Source organism: Mesorhizobium sp. M0698, from assembly GCF_040320455.1.
GTDB lineage: Bacteria > Pseudomonadota > Alphaproteobacteria > Rhizobiales > Rhizobiaceae > Mesorhizobium.
This window is the reverse complement of the sequence record NZ_JAMYPQ010000005.1, coordinates 85,611-108,741: the sequence shown is the minus strand read 5'-3', so window position 1 is coordinate 108,741 and position 23,131 is coordinate 85,611. Positions and strand designations below refer to the sequence as shown.

General features: G+C 62.7%; 21 protein-coding genes. 11 read left to right on the top strand and 10 right to left on the bottom strand.

The features are described 5' to 3' along the window. Positions 1-71 precede the first annotated feature (71 nt). A complete protein-coding gene (gene rpsR / locus NKI16_RS13540; protein ID WP_006203718.1) occupies positions 72-320 on the bottom strand; it encodes a 30S ribosomal protein S18 in 249 nt (82 codons plus the stop codon). Further along, positions 320-820, bottom strand: a complete 501-nt coding sequence (gene rpsF / locus NKI16_RS13535) for a 30S ribosomal protein S6 (RefSeq protein WP_292663863.1) — start codon at positions 818-820, stop codon at positions 320-322. Before rpsF ends, rpsR begins: the two co-directional genes overlap by 1 nt. Before the next feature lie 455 nt (positions 821-1,275). Here rpsF and NKI16_RS13530 point away from each other — a divergent pair, with 455 nt between their 5' ends. Then, positions 1,276-2,820, top strand: a complete 1,545-nt coding sequence (locus tag NKI16_RS13530; RefSeq protein WP_352625006.1) for a pilus assembly protein TadG-related protein — start codon at positions 1,276-1,278, stop codon at positions 2,818-2,820. 31 nt (positions 2,821-2,851) lie between these two features. Here the strand turns inward: NKI16_RS13530 and NKI16_RS13525 are convergent, their stop codons facing one another. Then, positions 2,852-4,777 (bottom strand): LTA synthase family protein, encoded by a 1,926-nt coding sequence (locus NKI16_RS13525; protein WP_023677707.1) that lies wholly within the window; start codon positions 4,775-4,777, stop codon positions 2,852-2,854. A gap of 247 nt (positions 4,778-5,024) precedes the next feature. Here NKI16_RS13525 and fabD point away from each other — a divergent pair, with 247 nt between their 5' ends. The 7 genes from fabD (at position 5,025) to gmk (ending at position 11,542) form a co-directional block, all read left to right on the top strand. Beyond that, entirely contained in the window at positions 5,025-5,990 is a 966-nt protein-coding gene (fabD, locus tag NKI16_RS13520; protein WP_352625007.1) for an ACP S-malonyltransferase, read from the top strand. Between the two features lie 60 nt (positions 5,991-6,050). Beyond that, entirely contained in the window at positions 6,051-6,788 is a 738-nt protein-coding gene (gene fabG / locus NKI16_RS13515) for a 3-oxoacyl-[acyl-carrier-protein] reductase (RefSeq protein WP_352453223.1), read from the top strand. 187 nt (positions 6,789-6,975) lie between these two features. Further along, complete coding sequence (locus NKI16_RS13510) at positions 6,976-7,212, top strand: acyl carrier protein (protein WP_127851501.1); 237 nt, start codon at positions 6,976-6,978, stop codon at positions 7,210-7,212. A gap of 34 nt (positions 7,213-7,246) precedes the next feature. Further along, a complete protein-coding gene (gene fabF / locus NKI16_RS13505; RefSeq protein ID WP_352467164.1) occupies positions 7,247-8,509 on the top strand; it encodes a beta-ketoacyl-ACP synthase II in 1,263 nt (420 codons plus the stop codon). 93 nt (positions 8,510-8,602) lie between these two features. Further along, on the top strand, positions 8,603-9,823 hold the full coding sequence (gene mltG, locus NKI16_RS13500) for an endolytic transglycosylase MltG (RefSeq protein WP_023677703.1): 1,221 nt from the start codon (positions 8,603-8,605) through the stop codon (positions 9,821-9,823). A 138-nt stretch (positions 9,824-9,961) separates the two neighbouring features. After that, a complete protein-coding gene (locus NKI16_RS13495) occupies positions 9,962-10,852 on the top strand; it encodes a YicC/YloC family endoribonuclease (protein ID WP_352454404.1) in 891 nt (296 codons plus the stop codon). A 33-nt stretch (positions 10,853-10,885) separates the two neighbouring features. Then, positions 10,886-11,542, top strand: a complete 657-nt coding sequence (gene gmk, locus NKI16_RS13490; protein WP_023677701.1) for a guanylate kinase — start codon at positions 10,886-10,888, stop codon at positions 11,540-11,542. Here gmk and NKI16_RS13485 read toward each other — a convergent pair whose 3' ends face one another. The 7 genes from NKI16_RS13485 to lptF form a co-directional block, all read right to left on the bottom strand. Then, positions 11,543-11,836, bottom strand: a complete 294-nt coding sequence (locus NKI16_RS13485) for a DUF1330 domain-containing protein (RefSeq protein ID WP_352625010.1) — start codon at positions 11,834-11,836, stop codon at positions 11,543-11,545. It abuts the gene before it with no gap. A gap of 75 nt (positions 11,837-11,911) precedes the next feature. After that, positions 11,912-12,751 carry a 16S rRNA (adenine(1518)-N(6)/adenine(1519)-N(6))-dimethyltransferase RsmA gene (rsmA, locus tag NKI16_RS13480; protein ID WP_352625012.1) on the bottom strand — a complete coding sequence of 280 codons (840 nt, stop codon included), beginning with the start codon at positions 12,749-12,751 and terminating at the stop codon, positions 11,912-11,914. Positions 12,752-12,818: 67 nt separating this feature from the next. Next, positions 12,819-13,838: a 4-hydroxythreonine-4-phosphate dehydrogenase PdxA gene (gene pdxA / locus NKI16_RS13475; RefSeq protein ID WP_352621263.1), complete on the bottom strand. Its 1,020-nt coding sequence runs from the start codon at positions 13,836-13,838 to the stop codon at positions 12,819-12,821. Positions 13,839-13,850: 12 nt separating this feature from the next. Continuing rightward, positions 13,851-14,777, bottom strand: a complete 927-nt coding sequence (locus NKI16_RS13470) for a peptidylprolyl isomerase (RefSeq protein WP_352625014.1) — start codon at positions 14,775-14,777, stop codon at positions 13,851-13,853. A gap of 117 nt (positions 14,778-14,894) precedes the next feature. Further along, a complete protein-coding gene (locus NKI16_RS13465) occupies positions 14,895-17,312 on the bottom strand; it encodes an LPS-assembly protein LptD (RefSeq protein WP_352922947.1) in 2,418 nt (805 codons plus the stop codon). Continuing rightward, positions 17,312-18,397 (bottom strand): LPS export ABC transporter permease LptG, encoded by a 1,086-nt coding sequence (gene lptG, locus NKI16_RS13460; protein WP_023677695.1) that lies wholly within the window; start codon positions 18,395-18,397, stop codon positions 17,312-17,314. Before lptG ends, NKI16_RS13465 begins: the two co-directional genes overlap by 1 nt. After that, the gene (gene lptF / locus NKI16_RS13455; RefSeq protein ID WP_352569685.1) at positions 18,394-19,596 is read right to left on the bottom strand and encodes an LPS export ABC transporter permease LptF; all 1,203 of its coding nucleotides are present in this window, start codon (positions 19,594-19,596) and stop codon (positions 18,394-18,396) included. The genes lptG and lptF overlap by 4 nt, the downstream gene beginning before the upstream one ends. Before the next feature lie 354 nt (positions 19,597-19,950). Here lptF and NKI16_RS13450 point away from each other — a divergent pair, with 354 nt between their 5' ends. The 3 genes from NKI16_RS13450 (at position 19,951) to NKI16_RS13440 (ending at position 23,120) form a co-directional block, all read left to right on the top strand. Further along, the gene (locus tag NKI16_RS13450; protein ID WP_352641001.1) at positions 19,951-21,117 is read left to right on the top strand and encodes a flavin-containing monooxygenase; all 1,167 of its coding nucleotides are present in this window, start codon (positions 19,951-19,953) and stop codon (positions 21,115-21,117) included. Positions 21,118-21,190: 73 nt separating this feature from the next. Beyond that, positions 21,191-21,574: a VOC family protein gene (locus tag NKI16_RS13445; RefSeq protein ID WP_352625017.1), complete on the top strand. Its 384-nt coding sequence runs from the start codon at positions 21,191-21,193 to the stop codon at positions 21,572-21,574. 49 nt (positions 21,575-21,623) lie between these two features. Further along, on the top strand, positions 21,624-23,120 hold the full coding sequence (locus NKI16_RS13440; RefSeq protein ID WP_352625019.1) for a leucyl aminopeptidase: 1,497 nt from the start codon (positions 21,624-21,626) through the stop codon (positions 23,118-23,120). Positions 23,121-23,131: the final 11 nt, after the last annotated feature.

The window sequence follows — 23,131 nt, the reverse complement described above, 5'->3', positions numbered from 1 at the left end:
TTTGGTGTTCGATCCGGCTACGCCCGTCGTGGCCGGTGAAAAAGCGGGCGGCGAACCGCCCGCCTGAAGTGTTAGCGGACCACGTAGGGCAGCAGGCCGAGGAAGCGGGCGCGCTTGATCGCCTTGGCGAGTTCGCGCTGCTTCTTCTGGCTGACGGCGGTGATACGCGATGGCACGATCTTGCCGCGCTCGGAGATGTAGCGCTGCAGAAGCCGCACGTCCTTGTAGTCGATCTTCGGCGCGTTGGCGCCGGAGAACGGGCAAGTCTTGCGGCGACGGTGGAAGGGGCGCCGGGTTGGGATCTGGTTGATGTCGACCATTATTCTGCGGCTCCTTCAAAGCCTTCGCGCGGACGGCGCGGGCCACGATCGGCACCGCCATCGCCGAAGCTGCGCGGCGGACGATCACCACGGTCACCGCGATCGCGGTCGCCGAATGAGCGCGGGCCACGATCGCCACGGTCGCGATCGCCGAAGCCGCCGCGTTCCGAGCGCTCTTCGCGCTTCTGCATCATTGCCGACGGACCCTCCTCATGCGCATCGACCTTGATGGTCAGGAAACGCAGTACGTCCTCGGACAGGCCCATCTGGCGCTCCATTTCATTGAGCGCGGCCGGCGGGCAGGTGATGTCCATGAGTGTATAATATGCCTTCCGGTTCTTGTTGACCCGGTAGGTGAGGGACTTCAGTCCCCAGTTCTCGACCCGGCCGACGGACCCGCCATTCGCGGTGATGACGCCCTTGTACTGTTCGACAAGCGCATCGACCTGCTGCTGCGAGAGGTCCTGCCGGGCAAGAAACACATGTTCGTATAGAGCCATAGTGTTCGTGCCTTTCTTCGTTTCTCTCCCGGTTCCCGGCGGCAAAAGCCTCTGCAACTTCTCTGACCCGCAATCCTTGCGAAGGCGGGGAAGAAAGGAGCATGACGAGACGGTCGAGAGCGGAGACACGGGAGGCGGAAGCGCTTCTGGCTTCACACGAAGGTTTCGAAAAACCTCCGGCCCTCCGTTCAGCCCCCAGCAAGGACCGGCAGATTGCGGGCGTCTATACAGGAATTTGACCGCAAAGCAAGGCCAAACGACAGGGCAAACGGCCCTACCGTCCCAGAGCGCCACGGGCCTCGATGGCAAGGCTTACGGATTTCCTGAAACCGGACCTTAACCACCATGCGAAGTTCCAGCACCGGCGGGCGTGGCGGCAACCCGTCGTTCATCATGCCGATGCAAAAGCAAACAGTCTGCGCGAGGTCGGCAGCAAGGCGGTTTTGGGGACAAAAATGCTTTTCGACAAATTCTGCCGTTCGAAGAGCGGCAACTTTGCCCTGATGCTGGCGTTCGGGCTGCCTGCGGTTCTGACCGCCGTCGCCTTTGCTGTGGACGTGTCCACCTTGATGAGGGCCAAGGTCAGCTTGCAGAACGCGCTCGATGCCGCGAACCTTGCATCTTCGCATCTCGGCGACATCGAGGCTTCGCGCAAGGACGTCTTCGACCGCTACTTCCAGACCAATGTCGCCGGCCACAGCGAGTTGAGGAACGCCGAAGCGACGCTTACCGTGGAAAGGGGCCTCAATTACATCCAGACAAAGGCTGTCGCCATGGCGGACGTCAATTTGAACTTCGCCTTCCTGTTCGGCAACGACAAGCGCATCACCGTCGATGCCGGCGCCGTCGAATCGACCAATCAGCTCGAAGTCGTGCTAGTGCTCGACAATACCGGGTCGATGGCCAGCAACGATCGCATCGGCGCATTGCGGACGGCGGCGACGGCCCTGATCGATATGCTCGAAGCGGCGAAGTCGCCGACGCGCAGCGTACGTGTCGCGGTGGTGCCGTTCGTCACCGCCGTCAACGTCAAGGGCGAGGACTACGATCCGGCCTGGATCGACATGGCCGGCAAATCGCCGAACAATGGCGCCAATTTCCCCTTGGTCGGCGGCAAGCGCGTCAACCATATGGACCTGTTCAAGCAATTGGGCGTCGAATGGAGAGGCTGCGTCGAAGCGCGGCCCGGAACCAACAATGTTTCCGACATTTCGCCCGACCAAAACAAACCGGACACCCTGTTCGTACCCTATTTCGCGCCGGACGATCCAGGTAACGCTAAAAATCCAACCAGCTCCTACGGCAATTCAGCGACCGGCTACAACAATTCCTATCTCGACGATACCGTTGTCACCGTGCTTCCCGGCCTCACCAGCGACATGGCGAAGTACAGTGTTTCGACGATGAAGCTGATCAACGACAAGAGAGGCCCACTGACTATCGGCCCAAACCGGGCCTGTCCGACGCCGATAGTGCCGCTGACCGATGATTTCGACAAATTGCGGAAGGCCGTCGGTGAGATGATCGAATGGAACGGCTCGGGGACCAATGTTTCGGAAGGCTTGTCATGGGGGATGCGGGTGCTCTCGCCGGAACCGCCTTACAGCGACGGCGCGCCGTTCAGGGCGTCAGGCACGACCAAAACGGTGCTGCTGCTCACCGACGGCGAGAATGTTGTCTATGGCGCGAAGGATACGCCACAGAAGTCGGACTATGGCTCCTACGGATTCCTGGCCTCGGGTCGGTTTGGATCCAGCGACCAGACCGCGGCTGCGCGCAATGTCGACGATTGGACAACCAATGTATGCAACACATTGAAGAAGCAGGACGTGCAGATCTTCACAGTGCTGCTGCAGGCCGACACCGCAGCCAACCGCAAGCTCTACGAGGCCTGCGCATCGTCGCCGTCGGATTATTACCCGACCAACGACGTCAGTCAGCTCGAAAGCGTCTTCCTGAAAATCGGAAGCTCGATTTCGCAGCTGCACTTGACGAACTGAACGACGTCGGCCGCTCTCCCGCCGCCGCTGCTCAACTCGTGTGTGCAGCCACTTTGCCTGTGGTTTCGGGGAAGAAATCGGGCGCCGCATGGCGCTTGCCGAACATCATGTCGTATTGCAGCAGACGGAAGTCGCGGATTGCCGGATCGATCTCTTTCTGACGCGACCAATCGGGGGTGGCGTCGCCCCCCGGTGCCAAAAGCAAATTGCGGTCGATAACGCGGTAGCGCTCTCGCAACTGTCCGAGGAAGCCGGTGTAATAGGGATGGCTGATGCCGGCTGTCTTCAGGATATGGTAGGGCAGGAAGGACGGGCTGACGGCGCCCAGATCCTCGGCCGGGCCGCTGCGATTCGACCAGACGATCAGCGGCGTCTGGTGGTGCAGCAGCATCTGGTCGGCCGCCTCCTTGCGCGGCGCAACATTGTCCTTCAGGAAGCCGGTCTCGACGTAGACCGGCCCAAGTGGCGGCAGATGGTCGCCGAAGAACGCGATGACGGTCGGCCGCTCGCGTTTCTTCGCCCATTCGATCAGCCGCTCGAGGCCGCGGTCCGCGTCGGAAGAGCCTTCGGCATAGCTCAACAGCGATTCACGCGCCCATTGGCTGATCGGCGCCTGCACCTTGTGGGTCGGATTGTTATAGCGATACGGCTCATACGGCCCGTGGTTCTGCAGGCTGACGGCGAAAAAGAAGACCGGCTCGGCGCTGGTATCGGCTTCGTGGATGATCTCGTCGGTCATCGCAGCGTCCGACGCGAGCGGTCCGCGCTTCTGCATGGGCGGCAACGTCTCCTCGGACTTGAAGTCGTTGAAGCCGAAATCGGCATAGACGGCCCCCCGGTTCCAGAACCAGTTAGTGCCGGGATGGATAGCGCGCGCCCGGTAGCCTTGACTTTTCAGGAATGTCGCCAGCGAGGGAGTCGGTGTCCGCACATATTGCTGGTAGGGAATGCTGCCCGCCGGTAGGAAGGCGTTGGAAAAGCCGGTCAGGGCCTCGAACTCAATGTTGGCCGTCATGCCGCCGAACTCGGGCGAGAACATGTAACCCGTGCGCAGTGCCCGCACATTGGGGATAGGGTCGGGCGTGATGGTGACGCCGGGTAGCTTGGTCGGATCCCAGAAGGATTCGCTCATGACGACGATGATGTCGGGCTTCTCGGCGGGTACCGAAGCCGTCACCTGCGGTTTGCCGATCGCTTCGATCGCCTTGCCGGAATAGCCGGGCGGCGCCGAGACATGCGCCATCGGGACGTTCAGCGCGAAGGCGAGCGCAAAACCGTTCGAGGCATAGTTTTCCTTCTGGTCCCACATGATCGGGATGATCTGCAGCCGGTCGCGTGTCCACGAGAAAGTGGCATAGTCCATGATGGAGACGAAGAAGGCGATCAGCGGCACCGTCAGCGTCAGCCGGGCAAGGCGGCCCTTGTGGCTGAGTGCCGGAACGCGGCGGCGCCATAGCCGCCAGCCATAGACGAGCAGCGACAGCCCGCCGACGATGCCGATCGCCAGGGCAATGGCGGTTCCCGGGCGATCGCGTACCAGAAGCGGCATCAGTGCCACAATCTGCCGGGAATAGAGGAAATCGGTCGGATAGAGCGGATCGCCGAGATACAGCGACTTCTGGTGGCCGACGAACGCCAGCGACAATGTCAGCGGCGCGACGATCATCAGGCTCTGATGACTGCGGCCGAGCACGGCGTCGAGGCCGATGAGGATCAGCGCAAAAATGATGATCGTGGTCCAGCCGGGTTTGAAAGGCTGCAGAAAGAAATCAATGGTGCCGGCAAAGTTGCCGCGCACGATCAGTTCGATGGCAAACACAAGGATGGCCGCAGCCAGCAAGCTGATAAGGCCATAGCGGATGACAGGCCATTTGCGCGCCGGCAGATAGCCGGTCGACGGATCGCCTTCAAGAAACTGGGGCGCCGCCTCGGCTGCGCTCTGCTTGGTCTTTGCCACTTCAATAGTTCCCCGGCCCACAACAAAAGCGTCACTCGATTGTCATCGAACTGTCACGCAAAGCCTAGCGCCTGCGGCGGAAATAAGAAGAGCCAGCAAACAAATCGTGAGCGGTTTTCATCATGAGTGATCGCCAAAAAGCCTGCCGAAACAGGCACTCGGCCGATATTACGCGATCAAGGTTGGACTTGACTTGGCCGCACGCCTTGCGTCACAGGCAACGTGAACCAGCAGCTGGGAGCCGCCGATGGCCATCGCATTCACCTTTCCGGGGCAGGGCAGCCAGGCTGTCGGCATGGGCAAGGACCTCGCCGATACCTTTGTGGAATCGCGGCGGATCTTCGAGGAAGTTGACGACGCGCTCGGCGAAAACCTATCGAAGCTGATCTGGGAAGGCCCGGAAGAGACGCTGACGCTGACCGCCAACGCCCAGCCGGCGCTGATGGCGGTGTCGCTTGCCGCAATCCGGGCGCTGGAGGCGCGCGGCTTCTCCCTGAACGGCAAGGTCACCTATGTCGCCGGCCACTCGCTCGGCGAATATTCGGCACTTGCGGCCGCAGGTTTCGTTTCGGTCGCCGACGCCGCCCGGCTATTGCGCATCCGCGGCAATGCCATGCAGGCGGCTGTGCCGGCCGGCGAGGGCGCCATGGCGGCGATCATCGGGCTGGAGCAGGCCGACGTCGAAGCCGCTTGCGCAGAGGCCGCCCAGGGCGCCGCCAAAGATCGCGCACAAGCCTTGGTTTGCCAGATCGCCAATGACAATGGCGGCGGCCAGCTGGTGATCTCCGGCGCTAGGCCAGCGGTCGAACTGGCGGCGAGGCTATGCACGGAGAAGGGCGCCAAGCGGGCGCTGATGCTGCAGGTCTCGGCGCCCTTCCATTCGGCATTGATGAAGCCTGCGGCCGAGATCATGCGGGAGGCGCTGGCCGCCGTGACGAAGAGTGCGCCGGTCGTGCCGCTGGTCTCCAATGTTACGGTGACCCCGACGAGCGATCCCGACGAGATCGCCCGCCGACTCGTCGAACAGGTGATCGGGCGCGTGCGCTGGCGCGAAACGGTGGAGTGGTTCGGCAGCAACGGCGTTGCGACGCTTTACGAAGTGGGCGCCGGCAAGGTGCTGTCGGGGCTGGCCCGCCGCATCAACCGCGATATTGCCACCACTGCCATCGGATCCGCGGCGGATGTCGAGGCGGCGCTGGCGGCGCTTGCATAATCAACTGGCGATTTGACCCCGCTCCATGCGAAGGGTGTTCGCTCAGATCAGGAGGCAAGAATGTTCGAATTGACCGGCCGCAAGGCGCTCGTCACCGGTGCATCGGGAGGTATCGGCGAGGCGATCGCCCGCGTGCTGCACGGCCAGGGCGCCATCGTCGGCCTGCATGGCACACGTATCGAGAAACTGGAGGCGCTGGCCGCCGAACTAGGCGACCGGGTCAAGCTTTTCCCGGCCAATCTTTCCAACCGCGACGACGTCAAGGCGCTCGGCCAGAAGGCGGAGGCCGACCTCGAAGGCGTCGACATCCTCGTCAACAATGCCGGCATCACCAAGGACGGGTTGTTCGTACGCATGGCTGACGCCGACTGGGATAGCGTGCTCGAGGTCAACCTGACCGCCGTGTTCCGGCTGACCCGCGAGCTTACCCATCCGATGATGCGGCGCCGCCATGGCCGCATCATCAACATCACTTCAGTGGTTGGCGTCACCGGCAATCCCGGCCAGACCAACTACTGCGCCTCCAAAGCCGGTATGATCGGCTTTTCCAAATCGCTGGCGCAGGAGATCGCCACCCGCAATATCACCGTCAACTGCGTCGCCCCGGGCTTCATCGAATCGGCGATGACCGCCAAGCTCAACGACAAGCAGAAAGAGGCGATCATGGCGGCGATCCCGACCCGGCGCATGGGCACGGGCGCCGAAGTCGCCTCTGCCGTCGCCTACCTAGCTTCCAACGAGGCAGCCTACGTCACCGGCCAGACCATTCATGTGAATGGCGGCATGGCAATGATCTAACACTTGGGAAAACGCTTCATTCCGTCTTGGATGCACGGGATTTTTCGTGTAATGCCGCCCGCAACCCGGCGGTTCGGGCAAAAACCGGTCCTGTTCCGCTGCGTTTCCGGCAGGACCATCTTTCAGCTTGATTAGCGGCATTCTGCCCGCTAACGAAGACAGACAACCAAAAGACGAGGATGCCCAAATGAGTGACACCGCAGAGCGCGTCAAGAAGATCGTCATCGAGCACCTTGGCGTCGATGCCGAGAAGGTGACGGAGCAGGCGAGCTTCATCGATGATCTGGGCGCGGACAGCCTCGACACGGTCGAACTTGTCATGGCGTTCGAAGAAGAGTTCGGTGTCGAAATCCCGGACGACGCCGCCGAGACCATCCTGACTGTTGGCGATGCGGTGAAATACATCGACAAGGCCTCCGCCTGACGCTATTTGCAGTCATCACCGGGGAGGACCTGCGATGAGGCGTGTCGTCGTCACGGGCCTTGGGCTGCTTTCGCCGTTCGGCATGGGCTTCGAGCACAGCTGGAAGGAGCTTCTGACCGGCCGCAGCGCAGCCAAGCGCATCACCGAATTCGAGGTGGAAGACCTTGCCTGCAAGGTCGCCCACGTCATTCCGCGCGGTGACGGCTCCAATGCCACTTTCAATCCTGAAGCCGTTCTCGAGCCGAAGGAACTGCGCAAGATCGGCGACTTCATCCTGTACGGGATCGCGGCCGCCGACGAGGCACTCAAGGATTCCGGCTGGCAGCCGAAGACGCATGAGGAACAGTGCGCCACCGGCGTGCTGATCGGTTCGGGCATCGGCGGCATCGAAGGCATCGCCGAGAATGCGATGATCCTCAAGGAACGCGGTCCGCGCCGCATCAGCCCATTCTTCATCCCTGGCCAGATCATCAACCTCGTCTCCGGTCAGGTCTCGATCCGGCATGGGCTGAAAGGCCCCAACCATGCCGTCGTCACCGCTTGCTCGACCGGTGCGCACGCCATCGGCGATGCCGCCCGGCTGATCATCTGGGGCGATGCCGACGTTATGGTCGCAGGCGGCGCCGAAGCGCCGGTGACGAGACTGTCGATCGCCGGGTTCGCCGCTTGCCGCGCGCTCTCCACCGAGCGCAACGACGCGCCACAAACGGCCTCACGCCCCTATGATCGCGATCGCGACGGCTTCGTCATGGGCGAGGGCGCCGGTGTTGTCGTGCTCGAGGAGCTCGAACACGCCAAGGCCCGCGGCGCCAAGATCTATGCCGAGGTCACCGGCTACGGTCTGACCGGTGACGCCTATCACATCACCGCGCCTGCCGAAGACGGCGACGGCGCTTTCCGTTGCATGACTGCGGCGCTGAACCGGGCGAAGCTGACGCCGGCCGATGTCGACTACATCAACGCGCACGGCACCTCGACCATGGCCGATACGATCGAACTCGGCGCCGTCGAGCGGCTGGTCGGCAACGCCGCCTCGAAGATATCGATGTCGTCGACCAAATCGTCGATTGGCCACCTGCTGGGCGCGGCTGGCGCTGCCGAGGCGATCTTTTCGATCCTCGCCATTCGCGACAACATCGCGCCGCCGACCATCAATCTTGACAATCCGGAGCGCGAAACGGCGATCGACCTGGTGCCGCACAAGCCGCGGGCCCGGCAGATCGACGTGGCGCTGTCCAACTCCTTCGGCTTCGGTGGCACCAACGCCTCGCTCGTCTTCCAGCGCTACAATGGCTGACCGCTCTGCCGGTTTCCGTCTGCCGTCAATTTTGCCATATTCGCCCCTACTCTGCCCGAGGGGATTCGTCGCAAGATCAAATGGTAGGGCGCTATGAACACAAATCCGGCCGATAACGGGGAATTCGGGCAACGGGCAGCAACGCCCGGCCCGATCGTGCCGAAGACGGCCAGTGAGGCGTTGCGGCCCGAGGCCGGCACGCCGCCGCCGAAGCGCTCGCGTGCCTCGCGCAGCCAGTTCGTCGTGTTCATGAACTTCGTCATCTCTTCGGTGATGCTGATGGTGCTGGCGGCAGGCGTTGCGCTGTATTTCGGCAAGCAGGAGTTCAACGAGCCCGGCCCGTCGGCCAATGGCGACACTTTCCTGGTCAAGCCGAATAGCGGCGTCCAGGAGATCGCCGACCAGCTTGAGCGGCGAGGGCTGATCAGCGACGCCCGCATTTTCCGCCTTGGCGTACGCGCCTTCGGCAATGATTCCGCCCTGAAGGCCGGCGAATACGAGATCAAGCCGCAGGCGTCGATGCACGATATCATGGAACTGCTGAAGAGCGGCAAGTCGGTGATGTATTCGCTGACTATCCCCGAGGGGCTGACGGTCGCGCAGGCGCTGCAACGGATTGCCGAGCAGGACGCGCTGACCGGCGATATGCCGTCGACCACTCCACCTGAGGGCAGCCTCGCCACCGACACGCTGCGTTTCACCCGCGGCGCAACACGCCAGCAGATGGTCGACAAGCTTCTGGCCGACCAGAAGAAGCTGGTCGACGAGGTCTGGCAGCGCCGAGCGCCGGATTTGCCGATCGCCAACGTTGAGGATTTTGTCACCCTAGCCTCTATCGTCGAGAAGGAGACCGGCAAGGGCGATGAACGCTCGCGCGTAGCCGCCGTCTTCCTCAACCGGCTGGCCAAGGGTATGCGGCTGCAGTCGGACCCGACCATCATCTACGGCCTGTTCGGCGGCAAGGGCAAACCCATCGACCGCCCGATCTATCAGTCGGACATCCAGAAGCCGACGCCCTACAACACCTATCTGATCAACGGCTTACCGCCGACGCCGATCGCCAATCCCGGCCGTGCGGCGCTGGAGGCAGTCGCTAATCCGTCGAAGACCAGCGATCTCTACTTCGTCGCCGACGGCACCGGCGGGCACGTCTTTGCCTCGACGCTCGATGAGCATAACGAGAATGTCGCTCGCTACCGGGCACTGCTGAAAAAGCAGGCGCAGGACGCCGCCAAGGCCGGGGCAACCAATACCGGAGCCGACACGCCGGCGGGAGCCATCGTTGACGATGCGGGCGCCACCGCCGCCCAGTAGGGCCGGACGCCATCAGGTTGGCCCTGTGCATGTCCGGGTGGATGTGCAAGGGCTGCTATGGCATTGAAATTCACATGATCCTGTCCGGAGAAAATCGCTCCGGCTTGAGGGGCATTCGGCAAAGGGACGCACGGCTACATGAACTTGCAGAGCATGACCGGTTTTGCGCGCAGTGTCGCCGAACACGACGGCACTTCGATTGCCTGGGAAGCCAAGTCCGTCAACGGCAAAAGCGTCGAGGTCAGGCTGCGGCTGCCGCAAGGTTTCGACCGGCTGGAGCCGGCCGTCCGGCAGACGGTGCAGAAGCGTTTTGCGCGCGGCAATTTCCAGATGACGCTGACCATTGGCCGCGCCGCCGGCGCGCAAGCGCAACCCGTGGTCAACGAGGCTTTCCTGAAGGATCTGGCGGGGTTGGCCAAGCGGCTGCAGGAGCAGTTCGGAGTAGCCCCTGCGGCGGCCGACGGGCTGCTTGCGCTGCGCGGCGTCCTCGACATTCCCGAAACCATCGAAACCGAAGAGGCGCGCAGTGCGCTCGATACCGCAATACTGTCGGCGCTGGAAGCAGCACTGAACGGGCTGCACCAGGCGCGCCAGGGCGAAGGTGCGGCACTTCGTTCCCTGCTGTCCGGCCATATCGACGCCATCGAGGCGCTGACGCTGCGGGCCGAGGCCGATCCATCACGCGAACCGGCCACGATCCGCGAAAGGCTCGCCGAGCAGATCCGCCTGTTGATGGACGCGTCTGCCAACCTGGACGCCAGCCGGCTGCATATGGAAGCGGCGTTCCTGGCCACCAAGGCCGACATACGCGAGGAAATCGACCGGCTGAAGACGCACGTGGTGTCGGGGCGGGCACTGCTCGCCGGAGGTGGGGCCATCGGCCGCAAGCTCGATTTCCTGGCACAGGAATTCAACCGCGAATCGAATACGCTGTGTTCCAAGTCGAATGCTGCCGCGGTCACCGCCATCGGGCTGGAACTGAAGGCGGTCGTCGACCAGTTTCGCGAACAGGTCCAGAATCTGGAATGATCCCGATGCCAAGCCACATGACTGCCAAGCCCCATGACCGCTAGGGATGTGGGTTCCCGCATTCGGCGCCGCGGGCTGATGCTGGTCTTGTCGTCGCCGTCAGGCGCCGGCAAATCGACGATTGCGCGCAATCTGCTGGAGAGCGATTCCAGCCTGGAATTGTCGGTCTCGGTCACCACGCGGCCACGCCGCGGCAGCGAGATCGAGGGCGTCCATTACCACTTCCGTACCATGCGCGAGTTCGAGCGGCTGCGCGATTCCGATGCGCTGCTCGAATGGGCGGAGGTGCACGGCAATTGCTACGCGACGCCGCGCGAGCCGGCTGAACAGGCGCTGGCCGAAGGCCGCGACATGCTGTTCGACATCGACTGGCAAGGCGCTCAGCAGCTCAAGGAGAAGATGCGCGCCGACATCGTCTCGATATTCATCCTGCCGCCATCGATGAAGGAATTGAAGGCGCGGCTGAAGCGTCGCGCCGAGGACCAGGAAGCGGTGATCGAGACGCGGCTCAAGAACGCCCGCAACGAGATCGAGCACTGGAAGGAATATGATTTCGTCATCGTCAACGACGATCTCGACCGCGCTTTCGCCGAGGTGCGCGGCATCGTCACCGCCGAACGGCTCAGACGCGATCGCCGGCCTGGCCTGTTCGATTTCGTTTCGGGGCTGCTCGACGAGAAGACGGATTGATCAAGGCGTTATCCCCTCGACCAGGATCAGATTGCGGCTGAGCGCGGCGTCGCGCAGTTCCAATGCCGCGGCATATTCGGCGGAGCGGTACCAACGCCGCGCCGTGTCCATGTCGGGGAATTCCACGATGATCAGCGGCCGGGGAGACCAGTCGCCTTCCAACCTTTCCACCTCGCCGCCGCGTACCAGATAGCGCCCGCCATGCTGGGCGATGGAGGCAGCCGCGCGGGCGCGATAGGCTTCGATAGCCTCTGCGTCACGGATCGTGACGTCGGAAATGACATAGGCGGCCACTGTTTGTCTCCGGGCAGGGTTTGTCCGGCTATCTATGCCATGAGAGCGGAAATTCCACGCGGACGCTTCCCGGCATCACACCGCGTTGGTCAGGCGAACGAATTCCTCGACGCTGAGCGTCTCCGCACGCCTGGTCGGATCGATGCCGGCGCGGGTGAGCAGTGCCTCGCCGCCGAGGCTTTTCACGCTCTGCCGCAGCATTTTCCGGCGCTGGCCGAATGCCGCTTCGGTGACGTGGCTGAGCCGTTTCACCTCTGCCGGCAAGGGGTTGGCGCGCGGCACAAGATGCACCACAGAGGACGTCACCTTGGGTGGCGGCGTGAACGCCTGCGGCGGTACGTCGAAGGCAATCCTCGCCTCCGTCCGCCAGCCGGCCAGCACGCCGAGCCGACCATAGGCCTCGCTGCCGGGGCTGGCTGCAATGCGTTCGGCGACCTCGCGCTGGAACATCAGCGTCATCGATGTGTAGAACGGCGGCCACTCGGTAACGGTCAGCCAGCGGATCAGCAATTCGGTGCCGATATTGTAGGGCAGGTTGGCAACGATTTTCGCCGACCCGCCGCTTCCCGGCACTCCTTTTGCAAGCGCTGCAAAATCAGCTTTCAGCGCATCGCCGGCTACGATCTCGAGCCGACCCGGATAGTGGTTCGCGATCTCGGTCAAGGCCGCCAGGCAGCGCTCGTCGCGCTCGATCGCGACGACCCGCCGGGCGCCGTTGAGGAGCAGGGCCCGAGTCAGCCCGCCCGGACCGGGACCGACCTCGATAACCGTAACGTCGCTCAGGTCGCCGGCGGTTCGCGCAATCTTGCTTGTCAGGTTAAGGTCGTGCAGAAAATTCTGGCCCAGCGCCTTTTTCGCCTGCAGCCCATGGCGCTCGATCACCTCGCGCAGTGGCGGCAGGCCGTCTATGCTCATCGGGCTGGGCTCATCAGGCGGGCTCATCGGGTTAAGGCCATCGAATTTGGCTGATTGGGCTCAGGGCCTACGGCCTTTTCCCGGTATCGGCAAGAACGCGAGCGAGTTTCAGCGCTGCAATCAGGCTGCCGGCACGGGCGATGCCCTTGCCGGCGATGTCGAAGGCGGTGCCGTGGTCGGGCGAGGTGCGGACGAAGGGCAGGCCGAGCGTGACGTTGACCGCCTCGTCAAACGCCAGCGCCTTGGCCGGGATCAGCGCCTGGTCGTGATACATACAGAGCGCCACGTCGTAGCCGGCGCGGGCGCGAGCATGAAACAGCGTGTCGGCCGGCAATGGCCCGAAGGCGTCGATCCCTTCCTGCCTCAGCCGGTCGACCGCCGGGCGCACGATCCGCTCGTCTTCGGTGCCCATCGTGCCGCCTTCGCCGGCATGCGGGTTGAGGCCGGCAATGGCGAGCCGCGGCTTGGCAATTCCGAAGCGGTTCGCAAGGTCGGCGGCGGTGATGCGGCCGGTAGCGACGATAAGGTCCGTCGTCAGCGCTTTCGGCACCTCGGCCAGCGCGATGTGGATGGTGACCGGCACGGTCCGCAGGTCCGGTCCGGCAAGCAGCATCACAGGCGTCACTTCGGTGCCGGTGTGAAGCGATGCCAGATGCGCCAGATATTCGGTGTGGCCGGGAAAGCGAAAGCCGGCGTCGTAGAGCGGCTTCTTGGCAATGGGGCAGGTGACGACCGCGGCAGCGCGGCCGGCCAGGCAGTCGGCAACGGCGCGGTCGATCGCCTCGATGATGCCGGCGGCGTTGGCTGGATCCGGGCGGCCGGGACTGTCGACGAAACGGGCAGCAAGCGCCACCACCGGCAGCGCGCGCGAAAACACCCCCGGCGCTAACGCCGGCGTCGTCTCGGCAATCGCGATATCGGTGCCGAGCCTGTGCGCCCGCGCGGCAATCAGTGCCGGATCGGCAAGGAGATAAAAAGACGGAACGCCAGCGCTATCGCGGGCCTGCCAAGCAGCGATGGCGATGTCCGGCCCCACGCCGGACGGATCGCCGACGCTCAACGCCAGCGGAAGCTCTGCGTCAGGCACGGCGCTTCGACTTCAGCGCTCGATTATGCGGGCTTTCTTCCGCAACTCCTCGACATATTTCTTCGAGAGTTCGTCGGCGTTCTTGTCGTTCGAACCTTCACTCTGGAACACCATCTGCGCGGCTTTGTCGTCTGACACTTCGCGCGACGAGCAGATGCCGATGAATTCGACACCGCGGTCGGTTTCGCGCGTCGTGGTGGCGCCGCCGACCTTTGTAGCCTTTATCTGCTCGGCCCAGTCCGCCGGCAATTGGGGCGCCAGCACCCGGCCGAGATCGCGAACGGTGACATCGATCAGGCCCTTGGCGAATTCGCGCGTGGTGTTGCAGCCGTTGAAGCGGGCGCGCATGGCGTCGGCTTCGCGTTTGCGCTTGGCCAGCGTGGCGGTTCGCTCGGCGGCCGGCACCACGAAGATGACCTGCTGCAGCATGTACTCTGTGGCGCTCGGTTTGCTGCCGCCTTTTTCGAGCATGCGCTTGACGAGGTCCTGCTCGCTCATTGCGCCGCCACCGTCTCCGGAACGGGAACGCGCGGTCAGCGCCTGGTTCCAGGCCATCTGCGCCCGGATAAAGTCCTTGAAATGCTCCTTGGTGACGCCGGATTGCGCCATCGCGCCGTCAAGCTGCTTGAGCGGCATCTTGTTGCTGGTGGCGAAACGCTGATAAGCGGCATCGACCTGCGCGTCGCTGATGCGGATGCCGAGCCGCCGGGCTTCGGCCAGGCGCAGCGTCTGGTCGATCATTTCCTGGCCGGCATCGCCCTTTCTGTGCTGCAGGCGCAGGAAAGCGGCCCGATGCTGGATGTCGCCGGTGGTTATCGGTATATTGTTGACGACGTATTTGATCTCGGTGGCGAAAACTGGCCGCGTCACCGCGGTGGTCGAGAACGCCACCAGCAGCGCGAACCCTGCCGAAAAGAGGTATTTCCTCATCGAAAGCATCCCAATTCCATCCCGATTCGGCCCAACCTATCCCAGTTCAGGCCGTCAAACTTCGTGCCTGCTCTATGCGGCGAAACAATGTCGTCCGCCAGCCGCCCCGTTGCCGACCGCTGCCCGTTATTGAATGGTGTCGATGGAGCGTTGCGACGAGCCGAAATCGCCGAGCGTGCGGAACGACAGGTTGAAGCCGACGTTCTGCGATACTTCTTTGGTGTTCAGGTCACGTCTTTCCGAAAACGTCATCAAATAGGTAAAGCACGAATCACTATAGGCAAAGCCGACCCCGTCCTTAACCAGAACGCTCTGCTCCAGATCATACGTGCCGGTGCCAAAGACGCGCCAATTCTCGGCAAGATGTGTCGAGGCGCCGAGCGTAACCTCATGGCGATCGGTCGAGAAGCCATAGAGCGGCTGCGCCTGGATGAAGGCGTATTTGGCGCTCAGCGATACCGGCAGGCCTGAAAAGGCGGCCTTTACCTCAGCGCGGCGGATCTCGAAGCTTTGCTCGTCGAAACGGCCGCTGACCGAGCCGGAAAACCCGCTGGGGCTGTTGAAGCCGACAAGGCCGACATAGTCGGAGGTTGCAGTTTCAAGACCCGAATAGGCGCCGACATTGACCAGGTCCGGCGTGCCGAACGAGTTCTGGCCGCCGAGCTGGTAGGATTGGCCGAACACCGCATTGGTGCCCCAGCCATTGTCATATGCGCCGGAATAGCGCAGCCCGACATTGGCGCGTGTGCCGCCTTCCATGCGGTCATAGCCCGAGAATTTGTCGCGCTCGAACAGCGTCGTGGCGTCGAAGACGAAGCTCTGGGCGTCCTCGTTGGGGACCGCCAGCCCGCCGACATATTGCTCGTTCGGACGCATGAATACCTGCGCCATCGGTTCGAAGACATGGCTGGAACTGGTCATCGAAAACAGCACCGGCCAGCGCATCTCAAGGCCGGCGGTCGCCATGTAGCGGGCAAGCGATGAACGCATATCGTCCTCGACGCCGAGATTGGTCGCCATCTGGTTGATGGCGTCGAGCGAGGCCGAGGAGGCGTTGACGTAGCCGGCGTCGCCGCGCAGCGCCAGGAGCGGTGTCAGCAGAAGCCCGCCATCGGTGGTGAAGGTGCGCTTCCATTCGGCTTCCGCGGTAAGGCGGCCGGATTGACCGTCGATGCCGCGGACGTTGTTGACGGACGAAGGGATGCCCGAATTTGCAAGAGCCGTATCGAGCCTGTCGCGGTCAATGACCCGCGCGTTGACGTCGAACGACAGCTGCCCGCCGGCCACCGGCATGTCGGGGATATAGGCGTAGTCGAGCGAGGGCAGCACCCAGGGCTGCTTGGCGGCGCGTGCAGTCGGATCGCTGGCGAGCGTGTCTTCCTGAACCTCGAAGTGCATGGCGCGCACGTCGAAGTAATTGCGATCGTTGAGCCCCGTCAGGTACACCTCGGAGCGGTGCACGCTATCGTTGAAGCCATCGATGTCGTAGGTGCGCGCGAAATTCTTGTCGCTCTGCAGCAGGATGTCCCAGCCGAAGTCCCAGCGCGGGTTGATGGCGAACTGGCCCTGGGTGCCCATCATGCCGCGGAACCTGTTCGGGTCGCCTTCGGTACCCGAATTCACGTTGTGGCCATTGTCGTCGATGAAGGCGTCGGGATTCTCCTGCCGGATGCCCGCAATCTTCAGGCTGTACTGACCGTTGTTGAAGCGCTGCCTCCACTCGGCCTCACCAAGGAAACCTTGCTTGGTATAGCCGCTGCCAGTGACAGTGAGATCGTAGGTCGGCGAGAGCGCGAAATAATAGGGGACTTTAACACCGACGCCGAGATCGCTCTTGTAGGCGACGCCGGGGATCAGGAAGCCGCTCTTGCGCTTGACCGTCGGGTCGGCGATCTCGAAAGCCGGCAGATAGGCCAGCGGAAAGCCGAAGAACTCGAAATTCGAGTTCTCGAAGCGAACCGTCTTCTTCTCGCCGTTCCAGATGATCTTCCTGGCCTTGATACGCCAGGTCGGCGCTTTGTCGGGCTTGTCCTCGCACGGCTCGCAGGCGGTGTAGACGCCATTGTGGAACGTCGTCAGCACGCCGCCCATGCGCTCCGCGCTTTCGGCGGCGAAATACGCCTTGTCTATGGTCTCGACCCGCAGCGCGTTGACGAAGCCGTCGGCGAAATCGTCAGTGATGTCGGCATGCTGCGAATAGATTTTGGTGCCGTCGCTATTGACGAGTTCGACATTGCCGCTGGCGACGAGGCGTTTGGTGTTGCGGTTGTATTCGACCCGCTGGGCGACCAGACGGTTGCCGCCGTAGTCGATCTGGACGCCGCCGACGGCCGTCACGGTCTGCTTGTCGTTGTCGTAGACCAGCGTATCGGCTGCCAGCAGCATCTGCGTGCCGCTCGGAACCTTCGTTGCCAGCTCACCGACGTCCTGGGCAAAAGCCGGAGCAACCGGGGCGGCGCTGGCAAGCAGGCACGCCAAGGCGCTCGCCGCAGAGAGGCGTGCCAAACCGGCGTGCCTATGGCTGCGCAAAACCGCCTCCCTCACTAGCCGTCTTCCTTGTATAGCAGGAATGTCACCCCGAAGAACATAGCCACGACAACCGGCACCCAAGCCGCTACGGCCGTGGGTACGAATCCCGCTACGCCGAATGCCTTGACCAGCACCGAAACGACATAAAGCAGAAAGCCGGCCACGATGCCACCCAGAATCATCGTTGCCGACTGCCCCATCCTCGCAAATCGCATTGATACCGTTGCCGCAATCAGTGTCATCGCGACAAGCAGGAAGGGCAGCGCAATCAGGGAATTGAACTGCATGGCGAAGGCATTTGCCTTGAGGCCGAAGGAGCGGGCCACTTCGATCTTGCCGGGCAGATCGTAGAAGGGAATGGTCTCAGGGCGCGCCAACCGCTCTTGCACGAATTCCGGCTTGAGATTGGTCGGCAGCCGATCGCTGGGTAACGACTGGATGGTACCGTCCCGGAACACCTTGACGTCCTGCAATTCCCAGTAGCCGTCCCGCAAAAAGGCGCGCGCCGCATCCTTGCGCTCGATGATGTCGCCTTGCGGGCTGAAGCTGAAGAAGACCGCGTCGGCCATCTCCAGGCCTTGATTGAGAATGGCGCGCGCGCCGATGATGGTGTCGCCGGCGTTGGTTTTCTGCCTGATCCAGGGCGCAGCATCGGCCGAGACGCTGTTCGACTTGCCCGAACGGAGCTGGGTCTCGATCTCCTCGGACCAGGAATAGGCGTGCGCGGCTACCGGATTGATGACGCCGACCGACAAGGCTCCAAACAGCAGCGCCCCGATGCAGCACGGCAGCAGGAATTGCCATGCGGAAACCCCGGCGGAACGGGCAATGACCAATTCATATTTGCGGTTGAGCGACACCAACGTCGCCATCGCCGAGAACAGGCCGACGAACGGCACCGTCTGCAGCATGATCATCGGCATCCTGAGCCCCGAAATGGCGAACGCAGTTGCGTAGGTGAAGCCCGGCACGCCGGTCGTGCGGCCGGAAAGCTCGGTGAAATCGATCAGGAACACCAGCGCCAAGAGGCCGATGAAGAACCAGATGGTGATCGTCACATAGCGAAAGAAGAAGTACCGACCCAGAGTCCAGCCCATCAGCCGGCCCCCTGTCCGGATGCGCCACGCCTGGCAAAACGGAGCTTGATGGCGCTCCAGCCGTCACTGAAGCGGCCGGCAAGATTGGTTATCCAATCGGCCCAGGCAACCGGCAGTTCCATGGTCCGGTTGGACACGATGAACCAGATGGCGATCGCCGATGCGACGATCGGGACGCCGTAGACCATATAGGCATATTGCGGCACCTTGTCGGCCTTGCCGGCGGCAAAGAACCCGAGCCAGCGCACGAACAGTGCGATCGCGATTGCCGTGATCAGCGGGTGCACACGCGCCTCGCGATGCGAGCGCGCATCTCCGGCAACGGCGAGCGCGATCAGCGCGAAGACGAGCGAATAGGACCACTCGGAAAAACGCTGGTTGAGCTCGGCCAGGTACCTGTTCGGCTTTTGCTGGTACATCTTGTCGTTCGGACTGGGATTGAGCAGATACTGGGTCGTCCGGTCCTTCGGCAAGAGCAGGATGTCAGATGATGCCGACATGAAAGCGGACAAGTCGAAGGCGTAGGAGGTGAACCGGATCACCGAGAGGTCGCCAGTCATGGTTTTGCGATGGATGACGCCGTCATTCATCATCAGCACCTTCTCGTCGCCGCGTTCGATGATGCTGCCGGTCTTGGCGTAGTAGATGAGATTGACGCCTTCTTCGCGCGAATCGGCGACAAAGATGCCGCCGAGACGGTTGTCGGGAAGCCGTTCGCCAACCTGCAGGAACAGGCCGTCATCGATCTTACGGAAGGTGCCTTCCTGGATGATCAACGACAACAGATCGGCACGCGACGACGCAATCAACTCGCGGTTCTTCTGGCGTGCGTAAGGGTCGACGCCATTGTCGACGGCGAAGGAAAAAACGCTGGCTGCAAGTGCCAGAAGCATGATCGGCCTGACGATGGTCCAGCGTGAAGCGCCGGCGGCATTGATGACGGCCAGCTCCGAATCCGAATTCATCACGCTGAGGATCTGGGCGACCGCGACCACCAGGGCGAACGGCACGACAATCGGAACGATCGTCGGGATGATCAGCGCTGCGACTTCGAAGAAGGTGAGGGCCGACTGACCGCTATCGGTGACGAGGTCGATGCGGGCGAGCACCTGAGTCGTCCAGACGATCGCCAGCGTCCAGACGAGCGCCAGCGCGAATACCGCGAAAGCACGGCGCATGATGTAACGTTCAACGACCTTCATGAAGGCTTTTCTCGGCGATTTCGAACGGCATCATGCCTTGGAACAAGGTAGTCGTCCGGCGCCGGCTGCACAACTGGCTCAGTTTGGCGGTTCGATCTGGGTTCTGTCCCGGATCGCAAAATCCGCTGGGCCGGAGTGTCGGCGGCAATGGATAAGAAAGAGCGAACATTGTTGGTTAACAACAGGTTGCGGCGGGAAGCGGGGCCGTGCCGCGACGAATCGTGGATGGTTCGATATCGCATATGGGAGCGATTTCGGCCAAAGTCTTGTCAAATGCGGCAAAACGACCAAATGTCGCGCCGGTCGCGACCGCCGCGACATGATAAGACGGGTCAGGATCTGTCGAGCCCCAGCATGGAAGCGGAAAAATTGCGCGATCAAACCGGTCGGGAAACCGTCTTTGACGGCGCGATCGTGGTCGGCGCCGGCGCGGCCGGCCTTGCCGCCGCCCACGCCTTGATGAAGGCCGGCGTACCGACGCTCGTCCTGGAAAAGGAGAGCCGGCTTGCCGAACCCTGGCATCGGCGGCACCAGCGGCTGCACCTCAATACGCATCGCGATCTCTCGACGCTGCCCGGCGTCGGCTATCCCGCAGGCACCCCGGCTTTTCCGCATAAATCGGCCGTCATTCGCCATCTGAACGATTTCAGCCAGGCGCATGGTCTGCCGGTCGCATTCGGCGTTGCCGTTGAAGAGATCACGTTCGACGGCGATCACTGGACCGTGCGGACGAACTCCGGACGTCGTCTGGCGCGTCATGTCGTCGTCGCCACCGGGCGCGACCGGCAGCCGTTTATTCCCGCGTGGAAAGGCATGAAGGATTTTGCAGGCCGGATTATCCATTCGGCCGATTTTGGCGAGGCGAAGGACTACGTCGGCAAAAAGGTGCTGGTCGTCGGAGCCGGCAATTCGGGGTTCGATGCACTCAATCATCTTGCGAATGCAGATGCCCAAAGCATCTGGCTGTCGGCCCGCAACGGCCCGTCGCTGCTGCCGAAACGCATCGGCAAGGTCGCCGTCCACAGGCTTTCACCGTTAATGGCGAGCTTGCCGGTGCGGCTGGCCGATGCGGTGATGGCGACAACCCAGCGCCTGGTTTTCGGCGACTTGACGAAATTTGGGCTTCCGCCGGCTCCCACAGGCGGTGCGAGCCGTCTGAGCGCCGACTACACCGCGATCGCAGCCGATGACGGCGCGGTTCGCGCCATCAAGGCAGGCACGATCGTGGTGCTGCCACCATTGCGGGAATTTACCCAAGACGGCATCGTATTGAATGACGGCAGGTTGATCACGCCCGATATCGTCATTGCAGCGACCGGCTATCGCACCGGTCTGGAGCAGATGGTCGGCAAGCTCGGCGTTCTCGACGGCAAGGGCGTTCCGCTTTTCAACGGCGGCGATGCCGATCCGAAATTGCCCGGCCTGTGGTTTACCGGCATGCGGCCGAGCATTCGCGGTTGTTTCGCCAACGCCCGCATTCAGGCCAGGACGATAGCGGCGCGGATTGTCAAGCAGCGATAATGAGCCGGACTATGCCGACTGTTCCGCCCGCAATAGACACGCCTTGTTGAAACGTGCTCAAACCGAAAGGTCAATGGTCATGACGCCAGTCAGCATTCGCTACATGGTCGATGATGTCGCCGCCTCGATCGACTTCTACTGTGGACATCTGGGCTTCGCTGTTGAACAGGACGCGCGACCGGCTTTCGCTTCCGTCACACGCGGCGCTTTACGGCTCCTTCTAAGCGGACCCGGCAGTTCGGGTGCACGGGCGATGCCGGATGGCCGGCAGCCGGTGCCGGGAGGTTGGAATCGCATCCTGTTGGTGGTGCCGGACCTGAAAGAAGAGGTTGCGCACCTCAAGAGTGCTGGACTTGTCTTTCGCAACGATATCATAACGGGCGTCGGCGGTTCCCAGACGCTGCTCGAAGACCCATCGGGCAATGTCATCGAGCTGTTTCAACCCGCCGCTCACTGACGAACGTTTCTCGCGATAATCCAACGCACTTCCCCGAAAGCAGGACATGATGAATTCGAGACCCTCGATCGCCTTCGCCAAATTCGCCGCGCCCAAAAAGGGCAGCGTTTTCGTTCTGGTGGCCGACGAGGGCGGCCTCAGCGATGCCGCCAGGGCTTGCGATCCGGCAAAGACCCTCGAGCGGGCTTTTCCGGTCGCCGACTTCATCGGCAAATTCGCCAGCCTGGTCGAAGTGCTGGCACCGGAAGGGACATCGCTCGAGCGGCTGGTGGCGGTCGGTGCCGGCAAGGGTTCCAATCTCGATGATTACGCCTGGCTGAAGCTCGGCGGCACGATTGCCGCGTCCTTTCGCAAGGCAACCGAAGTGGCCGTCGTGCTCGATCTTCCCGGTGCGGCCGTCAGCGGCAGGCAAGCCGTTCAGCTTGCAGCGGGCATCCTGCTGCGCAGCTATTCCTTCGACAAGTACAAGACCAAAAAGAACAATGGTGACGACAAGCGCGAGCCAAAAAAGCCGGTCAAGGTGACTATTCACACCGCCGATCCGGCAGCTGCAAAGAAGGCCTTCGCCGATGAAGCGGCGGTGATCGACGGCGTCTTGCTGGCGCGCGATTTGGTCAATGAACCGGCCAATGTTTTGGGACCGGTGGAATTCGCCGCCCGCATCGCCGAACTGGAGGCGCTCGGCGTCACGGTCGAGATCCTGGCCGAGAAGGAGATGAAGAAGCTCGGCATGGGTTCGCTGCTGGGCGTAGCGCAGGGTTCGCCGCGTGGCGCCCGCATCGCGGTCATGCGGTGGGACGGCGGCAAGGCCAAGGAAAGCCCGGTCGCCTTCGTCGGCAAGGGCGTCACCTTCGACACCGGCGGCAATTCGATCAAGCCGGCGTCGGGCATGGAGGACATGAAGGGCGACATGGGCGGCGCTGCTGCCGTCACCGGGCTGATGCACGCGCTGGCCGCGCGCAAGGCGAAGGTCAATGTCGTCGGCATTGTCGGGCTGGTTGAAAACGCCGTCGACGGCCACGCTCAGCGACCGGGCGACATTGTCACCTCGATGTCGGGCCAGACTATCGAAGTGCTCAATACCGACGCCGAGGGCCGCCTGGTGCTGGCCGATGCGCTCTGGTACTGCAACGACCGCTTCCAGCCGAAATTCATGATCAATCTGGCGACGCTGACCGGCGCCATCATGGTCGCGCTCGGCCAGCATTATGCCGGCCTGTTCTCCAACAATGACGAGTTGGCGGACCGGCTGACGGCGGCCGGACAGGCGACGCAGGAGCGGGTGTGGCGCATGCCGCTCGGTGCCGAATACGACAAGCTGATCGATTCCAAGAATGCTGACATGAAGAACATCGGCGGCCGCCATGGCGGCGCCATCATCGCCGCGCAGTTCCTGCAGCGCTTCGTCAAGGACACGCCCTGGGCGCATCTCGACATCGCCGGCACCGCGATGGGCGCGCCTTCCAACGAGATCAACCAGTCATGGGCTTCCGGCTTCGGCGTCAGGCTGCTCGACCGGCTGGTGCGCGATCATTACGAGCAATGAGCGGCTGGGGC

Bases quoted from the DNA above. Each gene is read 5' to 3' on its own strand.
- rpsR (WP_006203718.1), bottom strand. From the start codon at position 320: ATGGTCGACATCAACCAGATCCCAACCCGGCGCCCCTTCCACCGTCGC.
- rpsF (WP_292663863.1), bottom strand. From the start codon at position 820: ATGGCTCTATACGAACATGTGTTTCTTGCCCGGCAGGACCTCTCGCAG.
- NKI16_RS13530 (WP_352625006.1), top strand. From the start codon at position 1,276: ATGCTTTTCGACAAATTCTGCCGTTCGAAGAGCGGCAACTTTGCCCTG.
- fabD (WP_352625007.1), top strand. From the start codon at position 5,025: ATGGCCATCGCATTCACCTTTCCGGGGCAGGGCAGCCAGGCTGTCGGC.
- fabG (WP_352453223.1), top strand. From the start codon at position 6,051: ATGTTCGAATTGACCGGCCGCAAGGCGCTCGTCACCGGTGCATCGGGA.
- NKI16_RS13510 (WP_127851501.1), top strand. From the start codon at position 6,976: ATGAGTGACACCGCAGAGCGCGTCAAGAAGATCGTCATCGAGCACCTT.
- fabF (WP_352467164.1), top strand. From the start codon at position 7,247: ATGAGGCGTGTCGTCGTCACGGGCCTTGGGCTGCTTTCGCCGTTCGGC.
- mltG (WP_023677703.1), top strand. From the start codon at position 8,603: ATGAACACAAATCCGGCCGATAACGGGGAATTCGGGCAACGGGCAGCA.
- NKI16_RS13495 (WP_352454404.1), top strand. From the start codon at position 9,962: ATGAACTTGCAGAGCATGACCGGTTTTGCGCGCAGTGTCGCCGAACAC.
- gmk (WP_023677701.1), top strand. From the start codon at position 10,886: ATGACCGCTAGGGATGTGGGTTCCCGCATTCGGCGCCGCGGGCTGATG.
- rsmA (WP_352625012.1), bottom strand. From the start codon at position 12,751: ATGAGCATAGACGGCCTGCCGCCACTGCGCGAGGTGATCGAGCGCCAT.
- NKI16_RS13470 (WP_352625014.1), bottom strand. From the start codon at position 14,777: ATGCTTTCGATGAGGAAATACCTCTTTTCGGCAGGGTTCGCGCTGCTG.
- lptF (WP_352569685.1), bottom strand. From the start codon at position 19,596: ATGAAGGTCGTTGAACGTTACATCATGCGCCGTGCTTTCGCGGTATTC.
- NKI16_RS13450 (WP_352641001.1), top strand. From the start codon at position 19,951: ATGGAAGCGGAAAAATTGCGCGATCAAACCGGTCGGGAAACCGTCTTT.
- NKI16_RS13445 (WP_352625017.1), top strand. From the start codon at position 21,191: ATGGTCATGACGCCAGTCAGCATTCGCTACATGGTCGATGATGTCGCC.
- NKI16_RS13440 (WP_352625019.1), top strand. From the start codon at position 21,624: ATGAATTCGAGACCCTCGATCGCCTTCGCCAAATTCGCCGCGCCCAAA.